The following is a 23347-nucleotide window of genomic DNA, read 5'->3' on the forward strand; positions in this document are numbered from 1 at the left end:
AGATTTAATAACTCTGGAGCGAAGTAAAAATGTGCATTAATGTATTTCTAAAGGTATTCGTATAAATTTTTAAACTTTTTGTTATCATTTTGTTAAAAAATATTAATTTTATAAACCTTAATAACAAAAACAAAACTAAAAAAAACAACAACCATGAAAAAAATTGCATTATTTTTATTTCTGCTGAATTCAGCATTTCTTTTTGCACAAAAAGAAGTCTCGGGTACTGTGAAGGACAAAACCGGAACACCACTTCCGGGTGTAAATGTTGTGGAAAAAGGAACTTCAAACGGAGTTTCTACCGATTTTGAAGGCGGTTATAAAATAAACGTTAAAGAAGGAGCTACCTTAATATTTAGCTATGTAGGCTTTTCTACGGTTGAGAAATTAGTTTCGAACGAAAAAATAGATGTATCTTTAGACGAAAGCGAGGGTCAGGTTTTAAATGATGTCGTTGTTACAGGTTCCAGAAGCACCAAAAGAACTGTTGTAAATTCGGCAGTTCCTATTGATGTTATCAGTGTAAAAGATGTTACAACACAAAGTGGGAAGATTGAAATCAATCAATTATTGCAGTATGTTGCGCCATCTTTTAACGCCAACAAACAGTCAGGTTCTGATGGTGCAGATCACGTTGATCCAGCCTCATTAAGAGGTATGGGCCCAGACCAGACTCTGGTTTTAATTAATGGTAAAAGAAGACACCAGTCGTCATTAATCAACTTATTTGGAACGCGAGGTCGTGGAAACACAGGAACCGATTTAAATGCAATTCCTGCAGCTTCGATTAAGAGAATCGAGATTTTACGTGATGGCGCTTCGGCACAATACGGTTCTGATGCCATTGCCGGAGTTATCAACATCATTACAAATGATACTATAGACGAACTTACAGGATCTATTACTTATGGAGCCTTTAATACACATGCAAAGGGTGATTTCCTGTCAGGAACTCCAAATACTGAAGGGTACAGACTTGATCAGGATGGAAATGGAAATTCATACGGAAAAGACCAGGATTTTGATGGTGGTTCTGTAAGAGTCGCTGCGAACTACGGAACAGGAATTGGCAGCAAAGGTGGTTATATCAATATTACCGGAGAATTTTTAAGTAAAAACAAAACATTAAGACCTGCTTACAGTTTTAGAAAAGGTTTTGGCGATGCCGAAATGAAAGGTGTTAACTTATTTGCTAATTTATCAATTCCAATTTCAGATAAAACAGAATTTTATGCTTTTGGAGGAAGTAATTTTAGAGATACAGATGCTTATGCTTTTACCCGTAATGACGGAGAAAGAGTTGTTGAATCTGTATATCCGGGTGGTTATACACCAAGAATTACTTCAAAAATCAATGATAATTCAGTCGCTGTCGGAATTAAAACACAATCTTCTGGCGGATGGAAATTTGATTTGAGTAATACTTTTGGAAAAAACAAATTTCAATACGACATTAAAGGAACAATAAACGCTTCTCTTGAAGAAAATTCTCCACACGAATTTGATGCTGGAGGCCATAGTTTGCTTCAAAATTCTACCAATTTTGATATTTCTAAAAGCTACGACAGCATTCTGAATGGTTTTAATATAGCTTTTGGTACAGAATTCAGAGCAGAACAATTTGAAATTTTTGCCGGAGAAGAAGGTTCGTACACTACTTATGATACAGACGGACAGCCAATTACTGATCCAACTACACAAAACGCCCCTGTTGATCCCATTAGTGGAGAACCAAGACCTGGAAGTTCTCAAGGTTTTCCTGGTTACAGTCCTGCAAATGAAGTTAATGAAAACCGTACTAACTTTTCTTTGTATGCTGACGGTGAATTGGATGTAACCAATGCATTTATGGTAAATGCAGCAGTACGTTTTGAAAATTACAGTGATTTTGGAAGTACTGTAAACGGAAAATTAGCATCAAGATTAAAACTTGGCAATCACTTTAATTTAAGAGGTTCTATTAGTACGGGTTTCCGCGCTCCTTCATTGGCTCAGATTTACTATAATTTAAGTTTCACAAACTTTAATGCAAGCGGTGCTACTGAGGTTTTATTAGCACCTAATAATAGTGAAATTACAAGGGCTTTTGGAATTGGTAAATTAAATGAAGAAAAAGCACTTAACGGTTCTTTGGGTTTCACAGCTACTTTTGGGAATTTCACAGCAACAGTTGACGGTTATTATATTAAAGTAAAAGATCGTATCGTCCTTACCGGATATTTTGATGCGAGTTCTTTAAACCTTGGTGTTTCTGAAGCACAGTTTTTTGCAAACGGAGTGGATACAAGCACACATGGTCTGGATTTAGTTTTATCATGGAAAAAAACATATGATTTCGGAAATTTTGCTGCAACATTAGTTGGAAACATTAATGATATGAAAATTGACAAAGTTAAAAATAGAGATCTGGATGAAGCTACTTTCTTCGGAAAACGCGAAAAAGCATTTTTACTTGCTTCGGCACCAGATAGCAAATTTGGTTTAAACTTAAATTACTCGAAAAACAAATTCGATGCCGGATTAGCTTTTACCCGTTTCAGTAAAGTAGTTTTAGTTGATTATGCTGATGAGGATGATGTTTACAACCCAAGATTAGTTACTGATTTGACTTTAGGTTATCAATTATGCAAAAACCTAAAGTTAAGCATTGGAAGCAATAACTTGTTTAACGTTTATCCAACTAAACAAGATGAGAGTGAAAACACCGAAGCCGGTGGTTACTGGGATGCTGTACAAATGGGTTTCAGCGGTGCTTATTACTACGCAAGGCTTGGGTTTAATTTTTAATTCAATATCTTAAAACACAAAAAATCCTGAGCAATAAACTCAGGATTTTTTGTACAATATTGTTAAATAATTACAACTTAAATTCTAAAGAATCGATAATTCCTCTTTCTTCATCGGTAGCGGTAAATCCGGAAATATCCCAATATTTGGTAAGGACTTTATTTTTTTTATTAAAAAGTGACTTTTCTTTAAAAACATCGCTTTCTTTATATGTAAAATTTTGTCTGTTGAAGTTGGTTGTTATAAAATTATTACGAACCTGAATGTTTTTAATTTCTTCTTTTAAAACCAAATCATACCCTATCTCTTCATTTGCTGTCAGAAGATAATAATCCTGACCATCAGCCCTGTAAGTTACTTTTACATTTGATCTTGTAACGTTTTTAGAACCAATTTGTTCATTTTCTGCTATTTCTGCCAAATGTTTTGGCTCAATAACAACGCTGAATTCTATAATTAACTTTTTTTCAGGATCGTAAACTATTTCATAAGTATCTAATGCTGTTTTTGCACTTTCCAATGGTACGACAGACATTATATAATAGTTTTTATTATTAGGATGCCCTTTGGTTGTAAAATTGTATTCTTTTTTTGTTTTTGAATCCAAAAGAGGGTCGAAATAATTTAGATTACAATAATTTTCCATGATATTGTTTAGATTATATCCCATCAAATCAGCACTGATATCATTTTCCAATAAACCGTAAGATCTGTTTTGCTCCACCAGTAAAGTTGTAGTTGCTTTCTTCTGGTTTACTGCAAACTGAAAATTTACCAGTCCGTCATTATAGTAAGAGTATTTGTTATCTAACAAAAAGAACTCCCGAACATATACCTTTAAGCGGTAAGAAGCAGCCAATTTCTGCCTTGAATTGGTAACAATTTTTTGAAGGATTTTTTGAGGATTTTCATTTGAAACAACGACTTCGTCCAATTTATTACGGCTATTTTTAAGATAAACTACAAATTGATCTTCCTTTAAAGTTGCCCATCGGAGTGTCAGTTTTTCATAATTTGTTTCAGAAACCTGAACATTTGAAGCTCCATTCAGTTCAAAGGTGACTTTTCCATCTTTATTACTTATTAAAGTCTGCTTGGTTTTCATAATAAAAACCGTCGCATTTTCTATCGGCAACAAAGTTTCTATATCTTTTACTACAATAGAATATTCGGTGCTTTGCGCAAAAATGTTTAAATTAAAGAAAAAGACAAAAAAAAGTATTAATCCTCTCATAGATTTATTAAATTTCGTACGAATATATTAAATTTTGATGGATAAATTAATACTTAAATAGCAAATAATTAATAATCAAACAAATAGCATTTTATCAAATACAAAATTTATTAAAAAAAAATCCTGAATGTTAGTTTCAGGATTTTTTTTTATTTTCATAAAAGTTCTTATATATCCATAAATGAATAAAAAAAAGAACAGACAAAGAATTAATTCATTATAATCAATCCAATAATAAAATAAGCTGTAAATTTTTACTTTATACTCATCTTCTTTATCTTCTAAAACTGTTATTCTTTCATTTAATTCAAAATTTGTTACAAGTCTTAGTTCACCCTGATCACACCTAATTGTATCATTATTTTTATAATATTCAATTTCTGGAATTTTTCTTGCTATTCTTACCGACTGCCCTCTCATTCCGGAATAACTTGATGAAACCGCATTAAGAGAAATTACTTTACCTTCGTAAAAATAATAATTGCCAAGATTTGTGACTTTAAGATAAATAAATCCGCAATAAACTAAAAATAAAGAAAAGGTTATAGGATTGTTTAAAACAAATTTACGGAGTTTACTCCCCATGCAAAAACGCCTGTCTGTTTAACAAGGTTTCTTCATCTTCTACGTGATTATCGTCTGGCACACAACAATCAACAGGACACACAGCTGCACACTGAGGCTCATCATGAAAACCTTTACATTCTGTACATTTTCCAGGCACAATGTAATATACTTCATCCGAAATTGGTGTCTGGGCATCATCTGCATCAACTTCTGTTCCGTCTGGTAAAATTACTGTTCCTGAAAGGCTTGTTCCGTCTTTATATCTCCAGTCATCAGCTCCTTCATAAATTGCTGTATTAGGGCACTCTGGTTCGCAGGCCCCACAATTGATGCATTCGTCGGTTATAATTATTGCCATCTTATTCTTGGTTACGGGTTAAAAATTACAAGACTTTACAAAAAATGCCAAACATTTTATTCTGCTTTGCCTTATAACTTAATATAGCTTATTTTTGTGCAAAATTACAATCAAAACCTTTCATAAACAAATTACTTATGTTACAAAACGAAAAAAAACAATCTTTTATAGCACTTGGTCGGTTTTTGAGTCAGTTTTCAGAAGAAAAAAACACTCAAAATGAATCTGTTTTAGGTAATGAATTGTTTTTTGATGATTTCATAAAACTCATTGAGCTTTCGCAATCACATAACGGATGGTACACTCCTGAACAAGTATATTTTTCAATAAAATCATGGGCAGATGCTTTGACCGAAGAAAACATTGACAAATGGCTTTCAAAGTATGAAGCTGAATTTTCTCAAAACAATAGAAAAGAGAAAACTGTAGCCTTAATCTTGGCCGGAAATATTCCGCTGGTAGGCTTTCATGATTTTTTATGTGTACTAATTACCGGAAACAAAGCTTTAGTAAAAACGTCTTCAAACGATCAGCATTTGTTACCATTTTTAGCCAAATATTTAATTTATATTGATGAAAGTTTAAAAGATAAGATTGTTTTCACAGAAGGAAAATTAGAGAATTTTGACGCTGTAATTGCTACCGGAAGCAACAATACTGCACGTTATTTCGAGTATTATTTTAAAAATAAACCATCTATTATCCGTAAAAACAGAAATTCTGTTGCAGTACTGAACGGTCAGGAAACCAAAGAAGACCTGGAAGCTTTAGGCGAGGATATTTTTCGCTACTTTGGTTTGGGATGCCGCAATGTATCTAAACTTTTTGTCCCGAAAGATTATAAATTTGATGCTTTTTTTGAGGCCATTTTCAAATATCAGGATGTGATTCATTATGAAAAATACGCCAATAATTACGACTACAACAAAGCTGTTTTTTTAATGAGCAATTTCAAATTACTGGACAATGGATTTTTGACAATAAAAGAAGATTCCAGTTATGCTTCTCCTATTTCAAGCGTTTTTTATGAATTTTACGAAAACCTGGAAGATCTTGAAAATCGTCTTGAAGCAGAATCTGAGCAAATTCAATGTATTGTAAGCAACAATCTGATTAAAAACAGCATTTCTTTCGGAAAAACACAGACTCCGCAATTATGGGATTACGCAGACAATGTCGATACTATATCGTTTTTGTTAATAACATCGGATAAAAAATTATAATTATTGCGAATAATTTAACGGTTTTTCGGCTTGTATTCCCGAAATTTGCGTTTTTAAAATTTGGACTTTTAACTATACCATGAAAAAACACAACTACAGCGCAGGACCAAGTATTTTACCTCAGGAAGTTTTTGAAAAAGCATCAAAAGCAGTTTTAGATTTTAATAATTCAGGATTATCAATTCTTGAAATTTCACACCGAAGCAAAGATTTCGTTGCAGTTATGGACGAAGCCCGTGCATTGGCTTTAGATTTATTAGGCCTTACAGGCAAAGGATACCAGGCTTTGTTTTTGCAGGGAGGAGCAAGTACAGCATTTATAATGGCTCCTTACAACCTGATGAAAGAAAACGGAAAAGCAGCTTATTTAGATTCTGGAACATGGGCGACAGCAGCCATCAAAGAAGCTAAACTTTTTGGAGAAACGGTTATCGTAGGTTCTTCAAAAGACGACAATTATACATATGTTCCAAAAGGGTATGAAATCCCTGCTGATGCAGATTATTTTCACTGTACAAGCAACAATACTATTTTTGGAACCCAAATGAAAGAATTCCCTGCAACCAGCGTTCCGGTTGTATGCGACATGAGTTCTGATATTTTTTCACGCGAATTGGATTTCTCTAAATTTGACATAATTTATGCCGGAGCTCAAAAAAACATGGGTCCTGCAGGAACTACTTTAGTTGTAGTTAAAGAAGAAATCTTAGGCAAAAACGGAAGAACCATTCCGAGTATGCTGGATTACAGCAAACATATTAAAGCAGAAAGTATGTACAATACTCCATCTGTATTTGCTGTGTATGTTTCACTGTTAACATTACAATGGATTAAAGAAAAAGGCGGTATAGCTGCTGTAGAAAAATTAAACAACGCAAAAGCAGAACTGCTTTATAATGAAATTGACAGAAATCCATTATTTAAAGGTGCTGCAAATGTTGAAGACCGTTCTAACATGAACGTAACTTTCTTGTTGACAAATGCTGATCATACAGAAACATTTGACAAAATGTGGAAAGAAGCCGGAATTTCAGGATTGCCCGGACACCGTTCTGTTGGTGGATACAGAGCTTCAATTTACAATGCTATGCCAATCGAAAGTGTTCAGGTATTGGTAGATGTAATGAAAGCTTTGGAAAGCAACGTTTAATTTTCAGACAAACGTTAATTCAAGGACAAGAGCCCTAGCCCCGATAGCAGTGAAAATCCTTTTATGTTTTTCTTTAAAAAATAAAAGATTACTTCACTAAAATATTTATTTAAATCGGAGTTCAGTGAACTTCGTTTGTAATGTATAGCGGGAATAGCTTCTAATTAAAAAAGAAAAAATTATATATCAGGGTTAATTGTAATCTTAAACTGTTAACCAAATAAACACATAAACTAAAATGAAAGTATTAGCGAATGACGGAATTTCAAAAAGTGGAATTCTAGCTTTAGAAAAAGGTGGATTTGAAGTTATCACTACAAAAGTAGCTCAGGAACAAGTTGCTAACTTTATTAATGAAAACAATGTTGACGTGATTTTAGTTCGTAGTGCAACTAAAGTCCGCAAAGATATTATCGACGCCTGTCCAGGTATCAAAATCATCGGACGTGGTGGTGTTGGTATGGACAATATCGATGTTGATTATGCTAAAAGCAAAGGAATTCACGTAATCAACACTCCTGCTTCTTCATCAGAATCTGTTGCTGAATTAGTATTCGGACACTTACTTTCCGGTGTTCGTTTTTTACATGATTCAAACAGAAATATGCCTCTTGAAGGAGATTCAAACTTTGATGGTTTGAAGAAAGCATACGCTAACGGAACTGAGTTAAGAGGAAAAACATTAGGTATTGTTGGTATTGGCCGTATTGGTCAGGCAACTGCAAAAATGGCTCTTGGTTTAGGTATGAAAGTTATTGCTGCCGATGGATTTATTCCGTCTGTAGATGTAAAAGTTGAGTTTTTTGATGGTCAGTCTATTACGACAACTATTGTTCCTCAGTCTTTAGAGTCATTATTAAAAGAATCTGATTTCATCACTTTGCACGTTCCTGCTCAGGATGGTTATATCATTGGTGAGAAAGAATTTGAAATCATGAAAAATGGTGTTGGAATCGTAAACTGTGCACGTGGTGGTGTTATTGATGAAGTAGCACTTGTAAAAGCTTTAGATTCAGGAAAAGTGGCATTTGCAGGATTAGACGTTTTTGAAAACGAACCAAAACCTGAAATGGCAATTTTAATGCATTCTAAAATATCACTGACTCCTCATATTGGAGCTGCAACTGGAGAAGCTCAGGACAGAATTGGTACTGAATTGGCATCACAAATCATTACTTTATTGAGTTAATCATTATAACTAAATAATTTTGAGGGGATTTATTAACGCTGTTTAATAAATCCCTTTTTTTTTGTTTAAATTTGAGTCTAATCTAAACACTAAAAAACCATGCTAGATCAATTAACCCAGTTAGTACAGCAATTCGGAGGAGATGCTGTTGTAAAAAATAACGCCATTCCAAATGAACAGAATGAAGATGTAATGAACGAAACAGGCAATTCTATTTTTTCAGGACTTCAAAAAATTGTTTCAGAAGGCGGAGGAGAACAGTTAGCAGCCTTGTTTAACGGAAATTCAATTGACAGTTCAAATCCGGTAGTGCAACAGCTAAGTCAGCAATTATCCGGAAATCTTGGTGAAAAATTTGGGCTAAGCAGTGATACTTCTTCCAATGTTGCAGGAAATATGATTCCGCAGATTTTAAATTCTTTGGTTAAAAAAGCTAAAGACCCTAAAGACGGAAGTTTTCAAATTTCAGATATTATAAATGCGGTCACAGGAAACAGCAGTCAGGCTTCGGGAATTATGGATACAATCTCAAAATATGGAATGCAGTTTGGGTTAGATCAAAATGCAGATGGCAAGGTTGACGTAGCTGATGTTCTTGTTGTTACTAAAAGCAGTGGTGGAATAGCCGGATTCATAGGCAAATTATTCAGACGTAAATAATATTTTTTTTCAAAATACTCAGGAGCTGTTTATCGAAATGTAGGCAGCTTTTTTTTATTAATATTAATTACAACAGTGTCCTTATACAATGTTAAATAATAAACAGCATCATCCCTTTTTCCGTAAATTTAAAACTCAAATTTAAGCCATGAAAAATTTCGTTTACATATTAGGGATTTTATTTACCATTATTGCATGTTCGACATCATCTAATAAGTCAATAGCAACAACTGATGCTCAAGTAAAAACATCTCTAAACGATACGGTCCGTATCGCCAATGATTCTCTAGAATATGAAGTTATCATTATAGATAATGGCTTTAGTTTCTGGCTGGCATCCACCGCATTACCCCGAAATTATTATTCATTAACCTATCTGGAAAATAAAAATCAGATTTATGTAACTGAATGGAACAACCGTGTTTTACAGCCTCAGCGATATAACCCAAATTTATACGAAATGGCAATAGACTATCAGCCCCACATTAGATACGGCTATGAAGTAAACTATCTGATCTACAATTATATGATTTATTTTCAAAATACTTACAAACAAAGGCTGGGAGGTTACGTTCCTTCCAGATAATGTTACTATATTTGTAATCATTCCAAACAAAAATGAATCGATTAAAGCAGCGCTGGGGAGTAACCTCTAACTTTCAACTTATCATCATATTCATTGTTTTTGCCATCACCGGATCGGCATCAGCATGGCTGTCCAGACCTTTTTGTGAATGGCTTAATATTACCAAAGAAGATTTTGGCGGATGGTTTACCCTTATCCGACTAATAATTATCTTTCCTATTTATCAGGTGCTTCTTGTTGCAATAGGAACACTATTTGGGCAATTCCGTTTTTTCTGGAACTTCGAAAAGAAAATGCTTAAAGGCATGGGATTTGGTTTTTTATTTAAAGACTGATTTTCTTTTCAGACCGACAGGATATTTTTTCGATGTAATAAAATTCTGTATTTCAATACAGAACGGTCTATTTTTTTGCATGTAAGCCATGTATTTTTTACTATTTCCAATGAACACCAGCAATATCAATAATTATTTAAGATTTAATATGCGCAATATAAAAAATTAATTAAGTTACCTTATTAAAACCTCAACCAGAACAGGATGGAACAGGACAGTTTTATTTTTGATATTTTAAAACTTTACGTTTAAGATAAATTCTTTACTAACAAAACCAACCAAACCACATGTTCAACAATACCTTAAAATTATCGTTTGTAATGGCGGCAATTTGCCTTACAATGTCAACGACAAAGATTTTTGCTCAAAATCCGGTAGTGAAAATTGATTTTGATCATACTGGAAGACCAACTGCAGAAGTTACAGATCCTGATTACTCAAGATGGGCATTTACATCTGCTACGCCAGCTCTCAACACTGAAAGTTTTACAGAAAAAGGCATAACATTCACTGCAACCAGAGTTGGAGACAAAGGAGATGCATTAGGAACTAATTACTATAAAGTTGGTGTTCAATCTCCAAATTATGCAAGATTAGTTGGTGACGGACTTACAGTGAAAGGAACAACTGCAAAAGACGGAGGACAAATAGAACTTCGTATTAGCGGATTAGCTACAGGAAAACATACATTGCTCGTTTTTTTAAATGTAGTTGATAGTGAAACCAACACTTATAGCCCTATCGATATTTCTACTGATGGAAATTTAGTGATGGACAACGTAATACCAACCATAAGAGCATTAACTCCATACACTGCAAAATCTGTCTATTTAAATTTACAAGCCACAGTAGGACAAGATGTTGTAATTCTTTTTGCTGCTGATATAAATACCAATGACACCTATAAAAATGTCATGATAAACGGAATTGAATTAAATACTCCTGATATCAACATTCAAGCGACTAATCCTAAACCATTACATAATGATGAACATGTAGAATTAAATTCTGGAACGAAATTATTACAATGGAATACTGCCAAAGAAGCGATTTCCCATAATATTTATTTTGGTACTACATTAGCAGCTGTTGAAGCAGCTAACACATCCTCACCTGAATATAAAGGCAACCAGCCGAAAGCAAATACTTCTTATCAATTAAAGGGATTATACACAGGAGAGACCTACTATTGGAGAGTAGACGAGGTTTTAGCAAACAATGAAATTGTAAAAGGAAATATATGGTTTTTCCGTCCTGCACAGCTTGCATTTCCAGATGCAGAAGGATATGGCCGTTTTGCCCGTGGCGGAAGAGGCGGAAAAGTAGTAGCCGTGACCAATCTAAATGACAGCGGTCCGGGAAGTTTACGTGAAGCTGTTACAAACGATATTGGTCCAAGAACTATTGTTTTTAATACATCGGGAATCATTCAACTTGAATCTCGTTTGGTATCAAATCAGCCTTATGTAACAATTGCTGGTCAAACTGCTCCCGGAAAAGGAATTTGTATTCGTAAAGCTCCATTTGGTATAACAGGAAATGATGCTGTAGTTCAAAATATAAGAGTTAGATTAGGTGGAGGAGCGACTTTTGATGGGATGGGTTTAACTGGTGCCAATTACAGTATTATTGATCATTGTTCTATTAGCTGGACTATCGACGAAGCTTTTAGTTCCCGTTCTGGAAAGAATATCACATTGCAAAAAACCCTTATATCTGAAGCATTGAATGCGGCCGGACATCAAAATTACCCCGCCGGAACCGAGCACGGTTATGCTGCTACAATTGGTGGTGATATTGGAAGTTTTCACCATAACCTTTTAGCACATTGCTATGGACGTAACTGGAGTTTAGGTGGAGGTTTAGAAGGAGCTGCCTACGGTGGCAGAATGGATATAACCAACAATGTAGTTTACAATTGGGGAAGCAGAACAACTGATGGCGGTACAAAAGAAGTTAATTTTGTGAATAATTATTATAAGCCGGGTGCCGGTTCCAAAATATTTGTTGCCTTTTCTGCAGATAACGAAAATGTAGGTACAGGAATGCAGCGCTGTTATTTTAACGGAAATGTAATGCCGGGCTATTTTGACGAAAGCAATCAGACTGTCGGAAGAAGATCTACTTATAAAAATGGCGCTACTAATACTTACGATAATTTTGTCAATGCACCATTTTTCCCTTCGTATGTAACCACACAATCTGCGAAAACCGCCTATAAAATTGTACTATCTGATGTTGGGTGTATCCAGCCTGAATTTGATCAACACGATCAAAGGATGATTACAGAAACATTAAACGGAACTTATACTTACAGAGGAAGTGTTACCAATAAACCAGGATTTCCTGATAACGAATCTGATGTCGGTGGATACGAAACATATCCTGAAATTGTCAGAGACGCAAACTGGGATACGGATCAGGACGGATTGCCTAACTGGTGGGAAACAATTATTGGAACCAATCTAAATTCGGGTATCGGAGATTTTTCAGATTCAAATGCTGATACAGACTTAGACGGATACACCAATTTAGATTTATATCTACAATGGATGTCCCTGCCTCATTATGATTCTCCAACCGGAAATAAAGTGGATATTGATATTCAGAAGCTATCAAGAGGATTTACAAGCGTTGTAAATTATTCACTTTCAAATGTTGTAAACGGTAATGCAACGCTTAATGGCAATATTGTAGCTTTTACACCAAATACAACAGGTTTATGTTCTTTCGATTTTACGGTTACAGATAATGAAGGAGCAAGTATGACCCGCAAAGTCAATATCGTTAGTGGCTACAGTTCTACTTTATCAGTAGAAAAACCAATCAAAGAAAACACATCTTTTAATGTTTGGCCTGTGCCTAATAACGGTTCATTTACTGTGCTGATGGAAAATAACGGAAGCAATGCAGAACTTAAAATCTTTGATATTTTAGGAAAAGAAGTGATGAAAAGAAAAATCAACGGAAAAATACCAGAAAACATCAATTTAAAATCAAAAGGAGTGTTCATCCTAAAAGTTTCTGATCCTGAAACAAAAGCAATTTTACATAGCAAAAAAATTATAGTACAATAAGTTTAAGTTTAGTTTTTTTAGTTTGAAAATGGCAGCCTGAGAAGCTGCCATTTTTATCGTAATTCTTTTTGTTTCTGAAAAAAGTAAGTGTAAATCCACGTAATGGTAAAGGACGGAATAACATCTGTAAATGGAATTATCTCTTCTACAAAAGTCAAAATACCAGCCACACGCCCTACCCTTCCCTTGTACATTCTTGCCATAATAAAGCCTGCAATTGGTGCCCAAATCACATCTGAAAACTCTCCAATAAGAGGAATCGAAAAAGAAATCATCCCAATTCCGTCCAAAAGCAAACCAATTAATAATTTTTGTATTCTGTTATCTTCAATAACTTTCAGGTCCTGCATGATATGATAATTTAAGTTACATTCAAAATTAAAAATAATGCATTGGAATACCTTATTTCTTAAGATGAATTAATTCCTAAATTCCCATCCCAGCAAACTCAACGATAAAATTTAGACTCATAAAATTCTGTTATACCATTTTAATATCGGCAGAATCTTTGTTTCTTTGTAAAAAACAGTTTCCAGATGATACACGCAAAAAACATACATAAATTCTATGATAAGCTTGAAGTTTTAAAAGGAGTTGATTTGCATATTCAAAAAGGGGAAATTGTTTCAATTGTTGGTGCATCCGGTGCCGGAAAGACAACTTTACTGCACATTTTAGGAACTTTAGACCAACCTGAAAAATCAAAACCAGAAACTTCTTTAACAATTAACGGTGAAAATATTTTAGGTCTGAATGACAAAGCTTTATCAAAATTTAGAAACCTGAATTTAGGATTTATTTTCCAGTTCCACCAGCTGTTACCTGAGTTTACTGCTCTTGAAAATGTTTGCATTCCTGCATATATTGCTGGCAAAAAGCCTTCTGAGACAGAAACAGAGGCTAAAAAACTGCTGGATTATCTGGGCTTGTCTCACAGGATTAATCATAAACCAGGCGAACTTTCCGGCGGAGAACAACAGCGCGTAGCAGTAGCAAGAGCATTAATCAATAAACCAGATGTGATTTTTGCAGATGAGCCTTCAGGGAATCTTGACACCCAATCTGCCGAAAATTTACATCAATTGTTTTTTCAGCTTCGGAATGAATTTGGACAAACTTTTGTAATTGTAACTCATAACGAAGAACTTGCAAATATGGCTGATAGAAAATTAGTGATGTCTGACGGGCAAATTATATCTTAAGATGTTTTTGATTTTTCTAAGTTGGATTTACATTCTTTTCACCACAATAAATTTTGGTTTTATCTTTGACAAAATTATCGGTATAAAAAATAATAATTTTGTCGTAACTTCAATATTAGGTCTTTTTTTTACCACAATTTTAGCCAGTTTCTGGGCAATTTTCGGAAGAATAAACATTGAATTTCACCTTGTTTTATTGTTCTTCAACATACTGTTGGTACTTAAATACAAGTTCACAATTTTAAAAATTCACAAACAATTTTTACTTGATTTTAAAAAACTAGAAAAAGTTTTAAAATTAATTCTGATCTTAATTACTCTTTTAATTATAGCACAATGTAGTACTGCTCCTTTTGTAATTGACAACGAATCTTATTACATTCAGACCATAAAATGGCTTAACGAATATGGTTTTGTAAAAGGAATTGCAAATTTGCATATTTACCTGGGTCAAACAAGTGGCTGGCATATTACACAGAGTATTTTTAATTTTTCGTTTTTATATAAAAACTTCAATGATTTAAGTGGTTTTTGTTTGTTTTTAGGCAGCATTTTTTCTGTTCAAAAACTAAATGAATATTACCGGAACAATAATACAAGCCATCTAATTACAGGTTTATTTCCCATCTTTACTGTTTTTCTGTTCCAATTTATAAGTGCGCCATCTCCTGATATTCCGGTTTATGTTTTTTCATTTATACTTTTTTTCTATTTTCTGGAAAACTTCAAAAAGGTAACTCCGGAAATATTTAATCTGACTGTAATTTTAACGCTGTTTTTAGTTTATATTAAAAATACAACATTAGCTTTAGCCATAATCCCAATCATTTTATTTGCGATTCATTTTAAGTTCTTATCAAAAAATCTTTTTAAGCCATTTTTAATTACAGGCTTAGTTTTCTTCATTTTCGTAATAAAAAATATGATTATTTGTGGCTCTCCTTTATTTCCTTCAAAAATTTTCTACACCCTTAAAACAGATTATGCCATACCTCCCGATATTGAAAGCTTTTATTACAACTTAATTAAATCTTACGGATATTTTACAGATATAAATGAATACAACTCAAGGTCTGCTTTGGATTTGTTTATAAAATGGTTATTACTTCCTAAATTAAACGGTATTTTCAATAAAACAGTTATTATTTTAATAGCAGTGGTGCCTCTGTTTATTTACAAAAATCAAAATAAAAAAAGTCTCTGGATTCTTTATCTGATAATGGTTTTCCAGCTGCTTTTGTTTCTTTTAACATCTCCTCAATACCGGTTTTTTATGAACTTTGTGATGTTCTTTTCAATATTTTGCTTAGTAAGTATTGTCAGAAAGAGAAAGACAATTGAGATGTTCTTATTCCTATCATTGCTTCCTGCAATAATTATTCTGTTTATGCCTTTAAGCGTAAGCTCTTTTTCAAATCACAATTATATGAGCAAAACAAGTAGCTTTAAGTTTGAAAATTTAGTTTTTCCACATAAAAACACAAAAAGCAATGCTGCATTTGTTACTTTTAGATTAGGCAATTTCAACTATAATTCACCTGTTAACAATGATTTTTTCTGGGCAAACGGTGATGGCAATCTTCCAAGTGTCAATAAAGAACAAATTGATTATTTTGAAAAATACTTTGGAACCATTCCTCAAATGCGTACGAACGATTTAAAAGATGGGTTTTACCCAAAAAAAGTACAAAACGATGAATAAAACTGAGCTAAAGGAATTTCTTGACGAAAAAGTCAATCAATACAACAACTTCGATTTTATTGAAAGCGACCCGGTGCAAATTCCGCATTTATTTTCGCAGAAAGAGGACATTGAAATTGCCGGTTTTTTAAGTGCCAGCATTGCATGGGGGAACCGTAAAATGATTATTAAAAATTCGCATCAAATGATGGATTTGATGGGAAACACTCCTTACGATTTTGTTATGTCGCATTCTGATTCGGATCTGGAACGATTAGAAAATTTTGTACACCGAACCTTTAACGGAAAAGATTTTGCAGGTTTCATTAAAGGATTACAGCATATTTACAAAAATCATAATGGATTAGAAGCAGTTTTTGCCAAACATCAGGAAAAAGACAGCCTGCAAAAAAGCATTCATGAATTTAAAAAGTTATTTTTCGAAATTGAACATTTGTCCCGTACGCAGAAACATATTTCAGATCCGCTAAATAATTCTGCTGCAAAACGCATCAACATGTACCTGAGATGGATGGTACGCCAGGATACAAAAGGAGTCGATCTGGGTATTTGGAAAAACATTTCACCAGCTGCCCTGTCCTGCCCTCTTGACGTTCATTCCGGAAATGTAGCACGAAAGTTAGGACTACTTTCACGTAAGCAAAATGATGCAAAAGCACTTGCCGAATTAGATTTAAAACTTCGCGAATTAGACCCTAATGACCCTGTGAAATACGACTTCGCCCTCTTTGGATTAGGAGTTTTTGAAGGATTCTGAAAAATTTTCTTCACAAAGTTCAACCTTTTAAAATTTAAAACCTTCAGGATTTCATCCATTTAATTCGGATCCCAGTCCCAAAAAGAGCTTTTTCTTTATTTTTTACTTTTAAAATATTAGTTATCTTTATGTAAAGTCAAATAAAGAAAGAATAGATTATTTGTTAATTTTTACAATAACATCAAACGCCTTTTTGTTAAATGGAAGTATTCATTCATTACTTTATACGAATCGTATTGCCCATACTAATCATAGGGTGTGTTTTATTAATTGTTGTTTTAATTATCAACAGATACATTTACGATTCATTTAGCCCAAGATTTGATGCAACAAAAAATGAAATCGATATCTTTCTGACTAATCTGATTTTTTCTCCTTTTGACGAAACACATCACAAAACTGAAATAGAGCAATTTAAAAAAGCAATTCCTTTTGAAAAAAACTGGTGCAAAAAATTATTACTCAACGAGATTATTTTTTTGAAACAGAACTTAAAAGGAGAGGTTACTAATAAATTTCATTATATCTACGAACAGTTTGATCTATTCAGATATACTCAAAAACTTTTAAAAAGCCGTCGTTTTTATTTAAAATGCCTGGGTTTATTTCAACTTGAAACATTAGATTATAAAAAAGGCAAGCACTACATCACTCCTTTGTTAACCCACAAAAACAGGGATATAAAATCCAGGGCTTTTTTGGCATTAATTTCATTGAGCCCCAATAAGCTGGAATCACTGATTGATTTTTCTCATGAGATTACAATTGCAGAAGAGATCAATATCATGGATATTCTACACCATAAAAAAACAAAAATGCCGGCAAATTTGAAAGACTGGATTGTGTCTGAGAATGCAACTATTGTAAAACTGGGCATTAAACTGATGATATTTTACAACTATACTAATGAAAATAAAAAGATAACAGAATTACTGAAACACAATGATAAAGCAGTTCGTCATGAAGTGATTTTGGCTATTAATTCCTTATTTATTATCGAAGCGGAAACCGAATTAATACAACACTTCAGCCATGAAGATACCGAAAATAAACTGGAAATTTTTAATACACTCTCCAAAATAGGAACAGCAGAATCAGAAAATTTTATCGCACAATTATTAGAAACCAAAACAGATGAAGGCATCAAACTGGATGCTGTTTATTGTCTTTACAAAATAAACCGTAATTATTTTGATAGTCATTTTTTAGATAATGAAGATGTGCAAAAAATGGTTGAACATGTTAAAGCCATCAAGAAATGATAGACGATATCTTATCCTTCTATACGAATTTCATAGGTGCATTTTCAATCACTTATATCATCTTCTATTGCGTATTGGCAGGTTTGTCCTATTATGCAATCAAGAAAAGCCTTAATACCAAACACTTCATCCCTGACAATGTTATCATAAAATCGAATTATATTCCCGGGGTTTCCATTGTGGCACCTGCATTCAACGAAGGAGCAACAGTAGTAAATAATGTCAAATCCCTTTTATCATTAAATTATCCCAAATTTGAAATAGTATTAGTCAATGATGGGAGTTCTGATGGTACTTTAGAAAAATTAATCAGAGAATTTGATCTCGTAAAAGTCGATTTCTATTATCAGGAACAAATTAAAACTCATATTGTCCGAGGACACTATAAATCTACGAATCCGCTTTATCATAAACTTTTGGTAGTTGATAAAGAAAATGCAAAAAGCAAAGCTGATGCCGTTAATGTTGGAATAAATTCTACACAATATCCATTATTTATCTGCACAGATGTCGATTGCATTCTAAAAAGTGATACGATTATAAAATTAGCCAAACCGTTTATAGAGTCAAAAAAAAGAGTCATTGCAACCGGAGCAGGTATCAGGATATCCAATTCCTGCCAGGTAAAAAATGGTTTTTTGGTTAAAGTTCATTTTCCAAAAGGCTGGCTGCCCCGATTTCAGGAACTCGAATATGTCAGGGCATTTCTATTCGGCAGAATGGCGTGGAGCAAAGTAAACGGATTACTACTGGTTTCCGGCGCTCTTGGAATGTTTGACAAAGAAATTGCAATCGGAGCCGGAGGATATTTTCATAAATCATTAGGTGAAGACATGGAACTGGTAACCCGAATGAGAAAATATATGTATGATAACAAATTGCCTTTTTCCATACAATACATCCCGGAATCACTTTGCTGGACGGAGGTTCCTGCTACAAAAGAAGTCTTTATACGCCAGCGTGTGCGATGGTCAAGAGGATTAGTCGAGACATTGTTTTTACATAAAAACATGTTTTTTAATCCAAAATATCAGAGAACAGCCTTTCTAATATTTCCTTATTTTCTCTTTTTCGAATTTTTAATTCCCATTCTTGAAGTAATCGGAGCTGTGGTATTAATTCTTTGCTTCGTTTTTTTTCATGAAGATTATGTTAATTTCCTTTATCTGACATTAACTGTTTATTTCTTTTATATCATCGTAACTTTTATATCCATTCTGCTGGATGATGTTATTTATAAAAATTACGCAAATGCCAAAGAGATTATTATTTTGGTATTAATGGCCATCATTGAGCCTTTTTTCTACCACCCTGTTTGTGTTTATGCTTCATTAAAAGGCTATTATAATTTTTTTAGCCTAAAAGAACAAAGCTGGGGAAATATGCAGCGGCAGGGTTTTGAGAAACCAGTAACAATCAAAGAAAAAGAGAACTTTATACAATATAAAATAAAACAAATGCACACTCACCATTCAAAATATTTATATCTCACCACTTCTTTAGTACTAATTTTTTGGCTATCCAGTTTTTCTGAAACGTATTTAAAAATAGCCAACGGTATTACAATTCCAAGTATGGGTATGGAGGTTGGGTATAAATTACTGAATGATTTAGTATGTGCCATAGCATTGAGCTTTGTGTTTTTGCCTTTGTTTATAGTCATTGGATATATAAATAAAACGTTTGCCATACGATTTATGACCGTACTTTTTACCCTTGTCGGACTCATACAGTTTGCATTGGTAAAATATAGTTCTACAACACTTATTAACCTTGGAGCCGACTTGCTGGGGTATTCTTTTTCAGACGTGTACACAACTGTCACGGCATCTGAATCGCTTTCCTTCATGTTCTTTTTGCCTTTCTTTATAATTCCGCTTTTATTTTTGGGAATTTATTTTGCTTTTATAAAATTCGGTAAGGGAAAGATAATTTTAGCAACAACATTTGTATTATTTATTATTGCCGGAGGTATGAAATTATTTGTTTCGGGCCTGTCGGACTCAAAGTACGAAAACAAACTCGCGTTTTTGACCAAAGATATTATTCGCTTTGAACAAGATAAAAAAATAGCCGCAAGTGTTCAGAACATCAAATTCAAGTCGGAATATCCGATATTAAAAGCTTTTAAATCTACCCCCGACGTTTTGTCTCCTTATTTTAATATCACTAATGAAAAACCTAACATTGTTGTTATCGTGGTTGAAGGTTTAGGAGCCGAATTTGTAGGTAAAAATGAATACGCTGGATTTATGCCTTATCTGGATTCGATGGTTCCCAAATCATTGTATTGGGAGAATTTTTTGAGTAACGGCGGAAGGACTTTTGCCGTACTCTCTTCACTATTGGGTTCCTTAACGTATGGTGAAAAAGGTTTTTTGGAATTAAATCCTTCTCCGAGGCATCTTTCACTCATAAATGTGTTAAAAGCTAATGGATACACTTCCTCTTTCTATTCTGGTGATAACGCTAACTTTGACAGGAAAATCAATTTTCTGGATCAAAACGGCATTGATAATATAATAGACAAAAATAATTATGGTCCCGAATATAAGCAGACGAAGGCCAATTCAGGAGGCTTTTCCTGGGGATATCCTGATGCTGAAATTTTCAGGAAAGCACTTATTGAAACTAACAAAATGAAATTTTCCCGACTGGACATCATACAAACCCTTACCAATCACGAGCCTTTTGAATTTCCGGAAAAAAATGCATATTTGAAAAAAATTGACGGAATTATTGATTCCCATCAAAATCTAAAATCGCAAAAAGAAAATATTAGCTCTTATAAAGATATTTTTGCCTGCCTGAATTACTCCGACAATTCAATTAAAAATTACATGGAAGCTTACGCAAAAAGACCTGATTATAAAAATACTATTTTCATAATTACAGGTGACCACCGTTTGATTCCTATTGCCCAAAAAGACAAATTATGCCGCTTTCATGTACCTTTGTATATTTTTAGTCCGATGCTGAAAAAAACGGAATCGTTTAAGTCGGTTTCTTCACATTGGGATGTGACGCCAAGTTTGGTTTCCTTTTTGTTTAATAATTATAAATTCAACAGACTGGATCAGACCGCCTGGATGGGCAAAGGACTTGACACTGCAAAAGAATTCAGGAACACTCAGGGTATTCCTTTGACACGCAACAAAGGAACAATTGATGATTATGTGTATAAAGAATATTTGTATTCAGGTGGAGAATTGTACAAAATAAAAGACAATTTTGATGTAGAAAAAATCAGTGACGATGTTGTTTTGGAAAAGATTATCAGCGAATTTAATGCTTTTAAACAGCTTAATGCGTATTTGACACAGAAAGATAAAATTATTCCTAAATCATTGGATTTACACAAAGAGCAGGGATTTCATTTTACTAAAGAGGAGCAAATTGAGATTGACAAATTAACAAAAGGATTAAATCCCGAACAAATTTTTTTCAAAGCAAGGGAGCTGGCATTCAATAAAAAACACAAAAAAGCGATTTTGCTTTGCGATTATCTATTAAATGAATTGCCCAATTATTCAGATGCACGTACGTTAAAAGGCAGAATACTGGGTTGGGACGGCGAGTATAAAAAAGCAGAACATGAGTTACTGATTGTCATCAAAAGGATGCCTCTGTATGATGATGCTTATTTGGCGCTGATGGATATGTACTGGTGGTCTGATCAGAATAAAAAAGCTATAGAAACGGGTAAATTAGCACTTTCAAACGGTGTAAAAGACCCGGAAATAAAAATAAAGATCGAAAGATCTCAAAAAAAAATAAACAATTCAAATACAAAAAAGTAATGGGTACTCTTATAAAAAATGGACATAGGGATTTTCAGATCTGTATTTTTCTCATTATAACTTTATTTTCTGCGTCATTTCAGATGACCGGACAAGAAAAAATGTATAGTGGCGACCCTGACGTTTCATTTGCAAAGGCCCGTGATATGGCTTTTAATAATAACAGAAAGCAGGCTCAGGATACTTTATTGCACATCCTGACTAAATATCCTAATTATCATGATGTTCGTGAATTTTTAGCCTCGACTTATGCCTGGGATGGAGATTATAAAAAAGCCAGAACCGAATTTCAAAAAGTTTTAACAAAAGACCAGCACAGACAAACCACATGGGTAGCAGCCATTAAAAATGAAATGTGGGCCGACTTTCCTTTTCTGGCTTTGAAATTATGCAAGAAAGCATTGAAAAAATTCCCAAATGATCCCGAAATATTAGATTTACAGAAACGTGCCCAGGAAAGCACTATGATACCAACTGCTACTGCCGGTGCGGTACAAACAATATCCAGCGATATCCCGAATGATTCTATATCCAAAGAAACTGAATCGGAATTGAGAAAAAAAGTACTAAATAATACGATTGGTGTCACTTCTGAAGTGAATATTTATTCTGATGTCTTTGATCCTATGTTTTACAATGCTGTAAAATATGCGCGTCAAACCAAATACGGCAGCATCATAGGCAGAGTTAACATCGATAGGAGACTTGGTGAGTACGGGACTCAGTACGAAGTCGATTTATACCCAAAAATTGCCAAAGGAACTTATGCGTATCTGAACTTTGGTGTATCAGGTTCTTCTTTATTCCCTGATTACAGATACGGTGCAGAAATTTTTAAATCGCTGCCCAGAAGTTTTGAAATTTCGGCGGGGCTCAGAGGTTTGCAATACGATACCACCACCATGATCTATACGGGTTCTGTAACCTGGTATAACGGAAATAATTACTGGTCTTTCCGCCCTTATTTTACTCCGGGTGACAATGGTTTGAGTTCCTCGGGTACTTTAACCTACCGAAAATACAGGAGCGACGCTGATAATTATTTTGGCGTTAATATTGGGGCAGGAATTTCGCCTGAACTTAATCAGAATTACTTTTTTGAAAATGATGACCGGATTGTAAATCTGCAATCTCAAAAACTGAATGTGGCGTATTATTTTTCTACCCATAATAAAAAAAATGCCTGGGGCGCACAACTCGGAATTATCCATCAGGAAATTCCTTTTGACCAGGGAAATTATTTCTGGATTTCAACCCTTGCACTGTCCTGGGAAATTCGCTTTAGGTAATTGGAATTTGAAAAATTAAAAGAGAATCATTTATATCTAAACTGTGTGAAGTCAATTTTGTAATAAGAAAAAGAAATAATAGAAATCAGGGGCTCATTCGAAGTTTTCAATATCAATCCTAAAAAATGCAAATCAAACAGCGCACTATTTTATATATTGTTGTTTTCTT

18 protein-coding genes are annotated in these 23347 nt (G+C 33.8%); 14 read left to right on the forward strand and 4 right to left on the reverse strand.

The features are described from left to right. Positions 1 to 153: 153 nt before the first annotated feature. Positions 154 to 2787 carry a TonB-dependent receptor gene (locus tag GXM17_RS09780; protein WP_163399154.1) on the forward strand — a complete coding sequence of 878 codons (2634 nt, stop codon included), beginning with the start codon at positions 154 to 156 and terminating at the stop codon, positions 2785 to 2787. Positions 2788 to 2857: 70 nt separating this feature from the next. Here the strand turns inward: GXM17_RS09780 and GXM17_RS09785 are convergent, their stop codons facing one another. The 3 genes from GXM17_RS09785 to GXM17_RS09795 form a co-directional block, all read right to left on the reverse strand. Then, positions 2858 to 4021 carry a carboxypeptidase-like regulatory domain-containing protein gene (locus tag GXM17_RS09785; RefSeq protein ID WP_163399155.1) on the reverse strand — a complete coding sequence of 388 codons (1164 nt, stop codon included), beginning with the start codon at positions 4019 to 4021 and terminating at the stop codon, positions 2858 to 2860. Between the two features lie 75 nt (positions 4022 to 4096). Then, on the reverse strand, positions 4097 to 4606 hold the full coding sequence (locus GXM17_RS09790; RefSeq protein ID WP_163399156.1) for a hypothetical protein: 510 nt from the start codon (positions 4604 to 4606) through the stop codon (positions 4097 to 4099). After that, positions 4596 to 4946: a 4Fe-4S dicluster domain-containing protein gene (locus GXM17_RS09795; protein WP_110348282.1), complete on the reverse strand. Its 351-nt coding sequence runs from the start codon at positions 4944 to 4946 to the stop codon at positions 4596 to 4598. Before GXM17_RS09795 ends, GXM17_RS09790 begins: the two co-directional genes overlap by 11 nt. 137 nt (positions 4947 to 5083) lie before the next feature. Between GXM17_RS09795 and GXM17_RS09800 the strand changes: the two genes are divergently transcribed. From GXM17_RS09800 to GXM17_RS09830, 7 genes are all read left to right on the forward strand, one after another. Continuing rightward, a complete protein-coding gene (locus GXM17_RS09800; protein ID WP_163399157.1) occupies positions 5084 to 6169 on the forward strand; it encodes an acyl-CoA reductase in 1086 nt (361 codons plus the stop codon). Between the two features lie 79 nt (positions 6170 to 6248). Next, positions 6249 to 7319, forward strand: a complete 1071-nt coding sequence (gene serC, locus GXM17_RS09805) for a 3-phosphoserine/phosphohydroxythreonine transaminase (RefSeq protein WP_163399158.1) — start codon at positions 6249 to 6251, stop codon at positions 7317 to 7319. Positions 7320 to 7557: 238 nt separating this feature from the next. Beyond that, positions 7558 to 8508 (forward strand): D-2-hydroxyacid dehydrogenase, encoded by a 951-nt coding sequence (locus GXM17_RS09810; RefSeq protein WP_163399159.1) that lies wholly within the window; start codon positions 7558 to 7560, stop codon positions 8506 to 8508. A 99-nt stretch (positions 8509 to 8607) separates the two neighbouring features. Further along, positions 8608 to 9168 carry a DUF937 domain-containing protein gene (locus GXM17_RS09815; RefSeq protein ID WP_163399160.1) on the forward strand — a complete coding sequence of 187 codons (561 nt, stop codon included), beginning with the start codon at positions 8608 to 8610 and terminating at the stop codon, positions 9166 to 9168. 148 nt (positions 9169 to 9316) lie between these two features. Next, complete coding sequence (locus tag GXM17_RS09820) at positions 9317 to 9754, forward strand: DUF6146 family protein (protein ID WP_163399161.1); 438 nt, start codon at positions 9317 to 9319, stop codon at positions 9752 to 9754. 32 nt (positions 9755 to 9786) lie between these two features. Then, the gene (locus tag GXM17_RS09825) at positions 9787 to 10089 is read left to right on the forward strand and encodes a DUF6787 family protein (protein WP_163399162.1); all 303 of its coding nucleotides are present in this window, start codon (positions 9787 to 9789) and stop codon (positions 10087 to 10089) included. A gap of 287 nt (positions 10090 to 10376) precedes the next feature. Further along, a complete protein-coding gene (locus tag GXM17_RS09830; RefSeq protein WP_163399163.1) occupies positions 10377 to 13166 on the forward strand; it encodes a T9SS type A sorting domain-containing protein in 2790 nt (929 codons plus the stop codon). A 53-nt stretch (positions 13167 to 13219) separates the two neighbouring features. Here the strand turns inward: GXM17_RS09830 and GXM17_RS09835 are convergent, their stop codons facing one another. After that, positions 13220 to 13516, reverse strand: a complete 297-nt coding sequence (locus GXM17_RS09835; RefSeq protein WP_163399164.1) for a hypothetical protein — start codon at positions 13514 to 13516, stop codon at positions 13220 to 13222. 186 nt (positions 13517 to 13702) lie between these two features. Between GXM17_RS09835 and GXM17_RS09840 the strand changes: the two genes are divergently transcribed. The 6 genes from GXM17_RS09840 to GXM17_RS09870 all read left to right on the forward strand — a co-directional run bounded on the left by GXM17_RS09840 (position 13703) and on the right by GXM17_RS09870 (position 23178). Continuing rightward, positions 13703 to 14368, forward strand: coding sequence for an ABC transporter ATP-binding protein (locus GXM17_RS09840; RefSeq protein WP_163399165.1), 666 nt, complete (start codon positions 13703 to 13705; stop codon positions 14366 to 14368). A gap of 1 nt (position 14369) precedes the next feature. Then, positions 14370 to 16070 carry an LIC_10190 family membrane protein gene (locus GXM17_RS09845; RefSeq protein ID WP_163399166.1) on the forward strand — a complete coding sequence of 567 codons (1701 nt, stop codon included), beginning with the start codon at positions 14370 to 14372 and terminating at the stop codon, positions 16068 to 16070. Then, positions 16063 to 16827 carry a TIGR02757 family protein gene (locus GXM17_RS09850; RefSeq protein ID WP_163399167.1) on the forward strand — a complete coding sequence of 255 codons (765 nt, stop codon included), beginning with the start codon at positions 16063 to 16065 and terminating at the stop codon, positions 16825 to 16827. The genes GXM17_RS09845 and GXM17_RS09850 overlap by 8 nt, the downstream gene beginning before the upstream one ends. Before the next feature lie 200 nt (positions 16828 to 17027). Continuing rightward, positions 17028 to 18089 carry a HEAT repeat domain-containing protein gene (locus GXM17_RS09855; RefSeq protein WP_163399168.1) on the forward strand — a complete coding sequence of 354 codons (1062 nt, stop codon included), beginning with the start codon at positions 17028 to 17030 and terminating at the stop codon, positions 18087 to 18089. Next, entirely contained in the window at positions 18086 to 21889 is a 3804-nt protein-coding gene (locus tag GXM17_RS21785) for a sulfatase-like hydrolase/transferase (RefSeq protein ID WP_244307369.1), read from the forward strand. The genes GXM17_RS09855 and GXM17_RS21785 overlap by 4 nt, the downstream gene beginning before the upstream one ends. Next, the gene (locus GXM17_RS09870) at positions 21889 to 23178 is read left to right on the forward strand and encodes a YaiO family outer membrane beta-barrel protein (RefSeq protein WP_163399169.1); all 1290 of its coding nucleotides are present in this window, start codon (positions 21889 to 21891) and stop codon (positions 23176 to 23178) included. Before GXM17_RS21785 ends, GXM17_RS09870 begins: the two co-directional genes overlap by 1 nt. Positions 23179 to 23347 lie beyond the last annotated feature (169 nt).

Source organism: Flavobacterium fluviatile, assembly GCF_010645065.1.
Taxonomy (GTDB): domain Bacteria; phylum Bacteroidota; class Bacteroidia; order Flavobacteriales; family Flavobacteriaceae; genus Flavobacterium; species Flavobacterium fluviatile.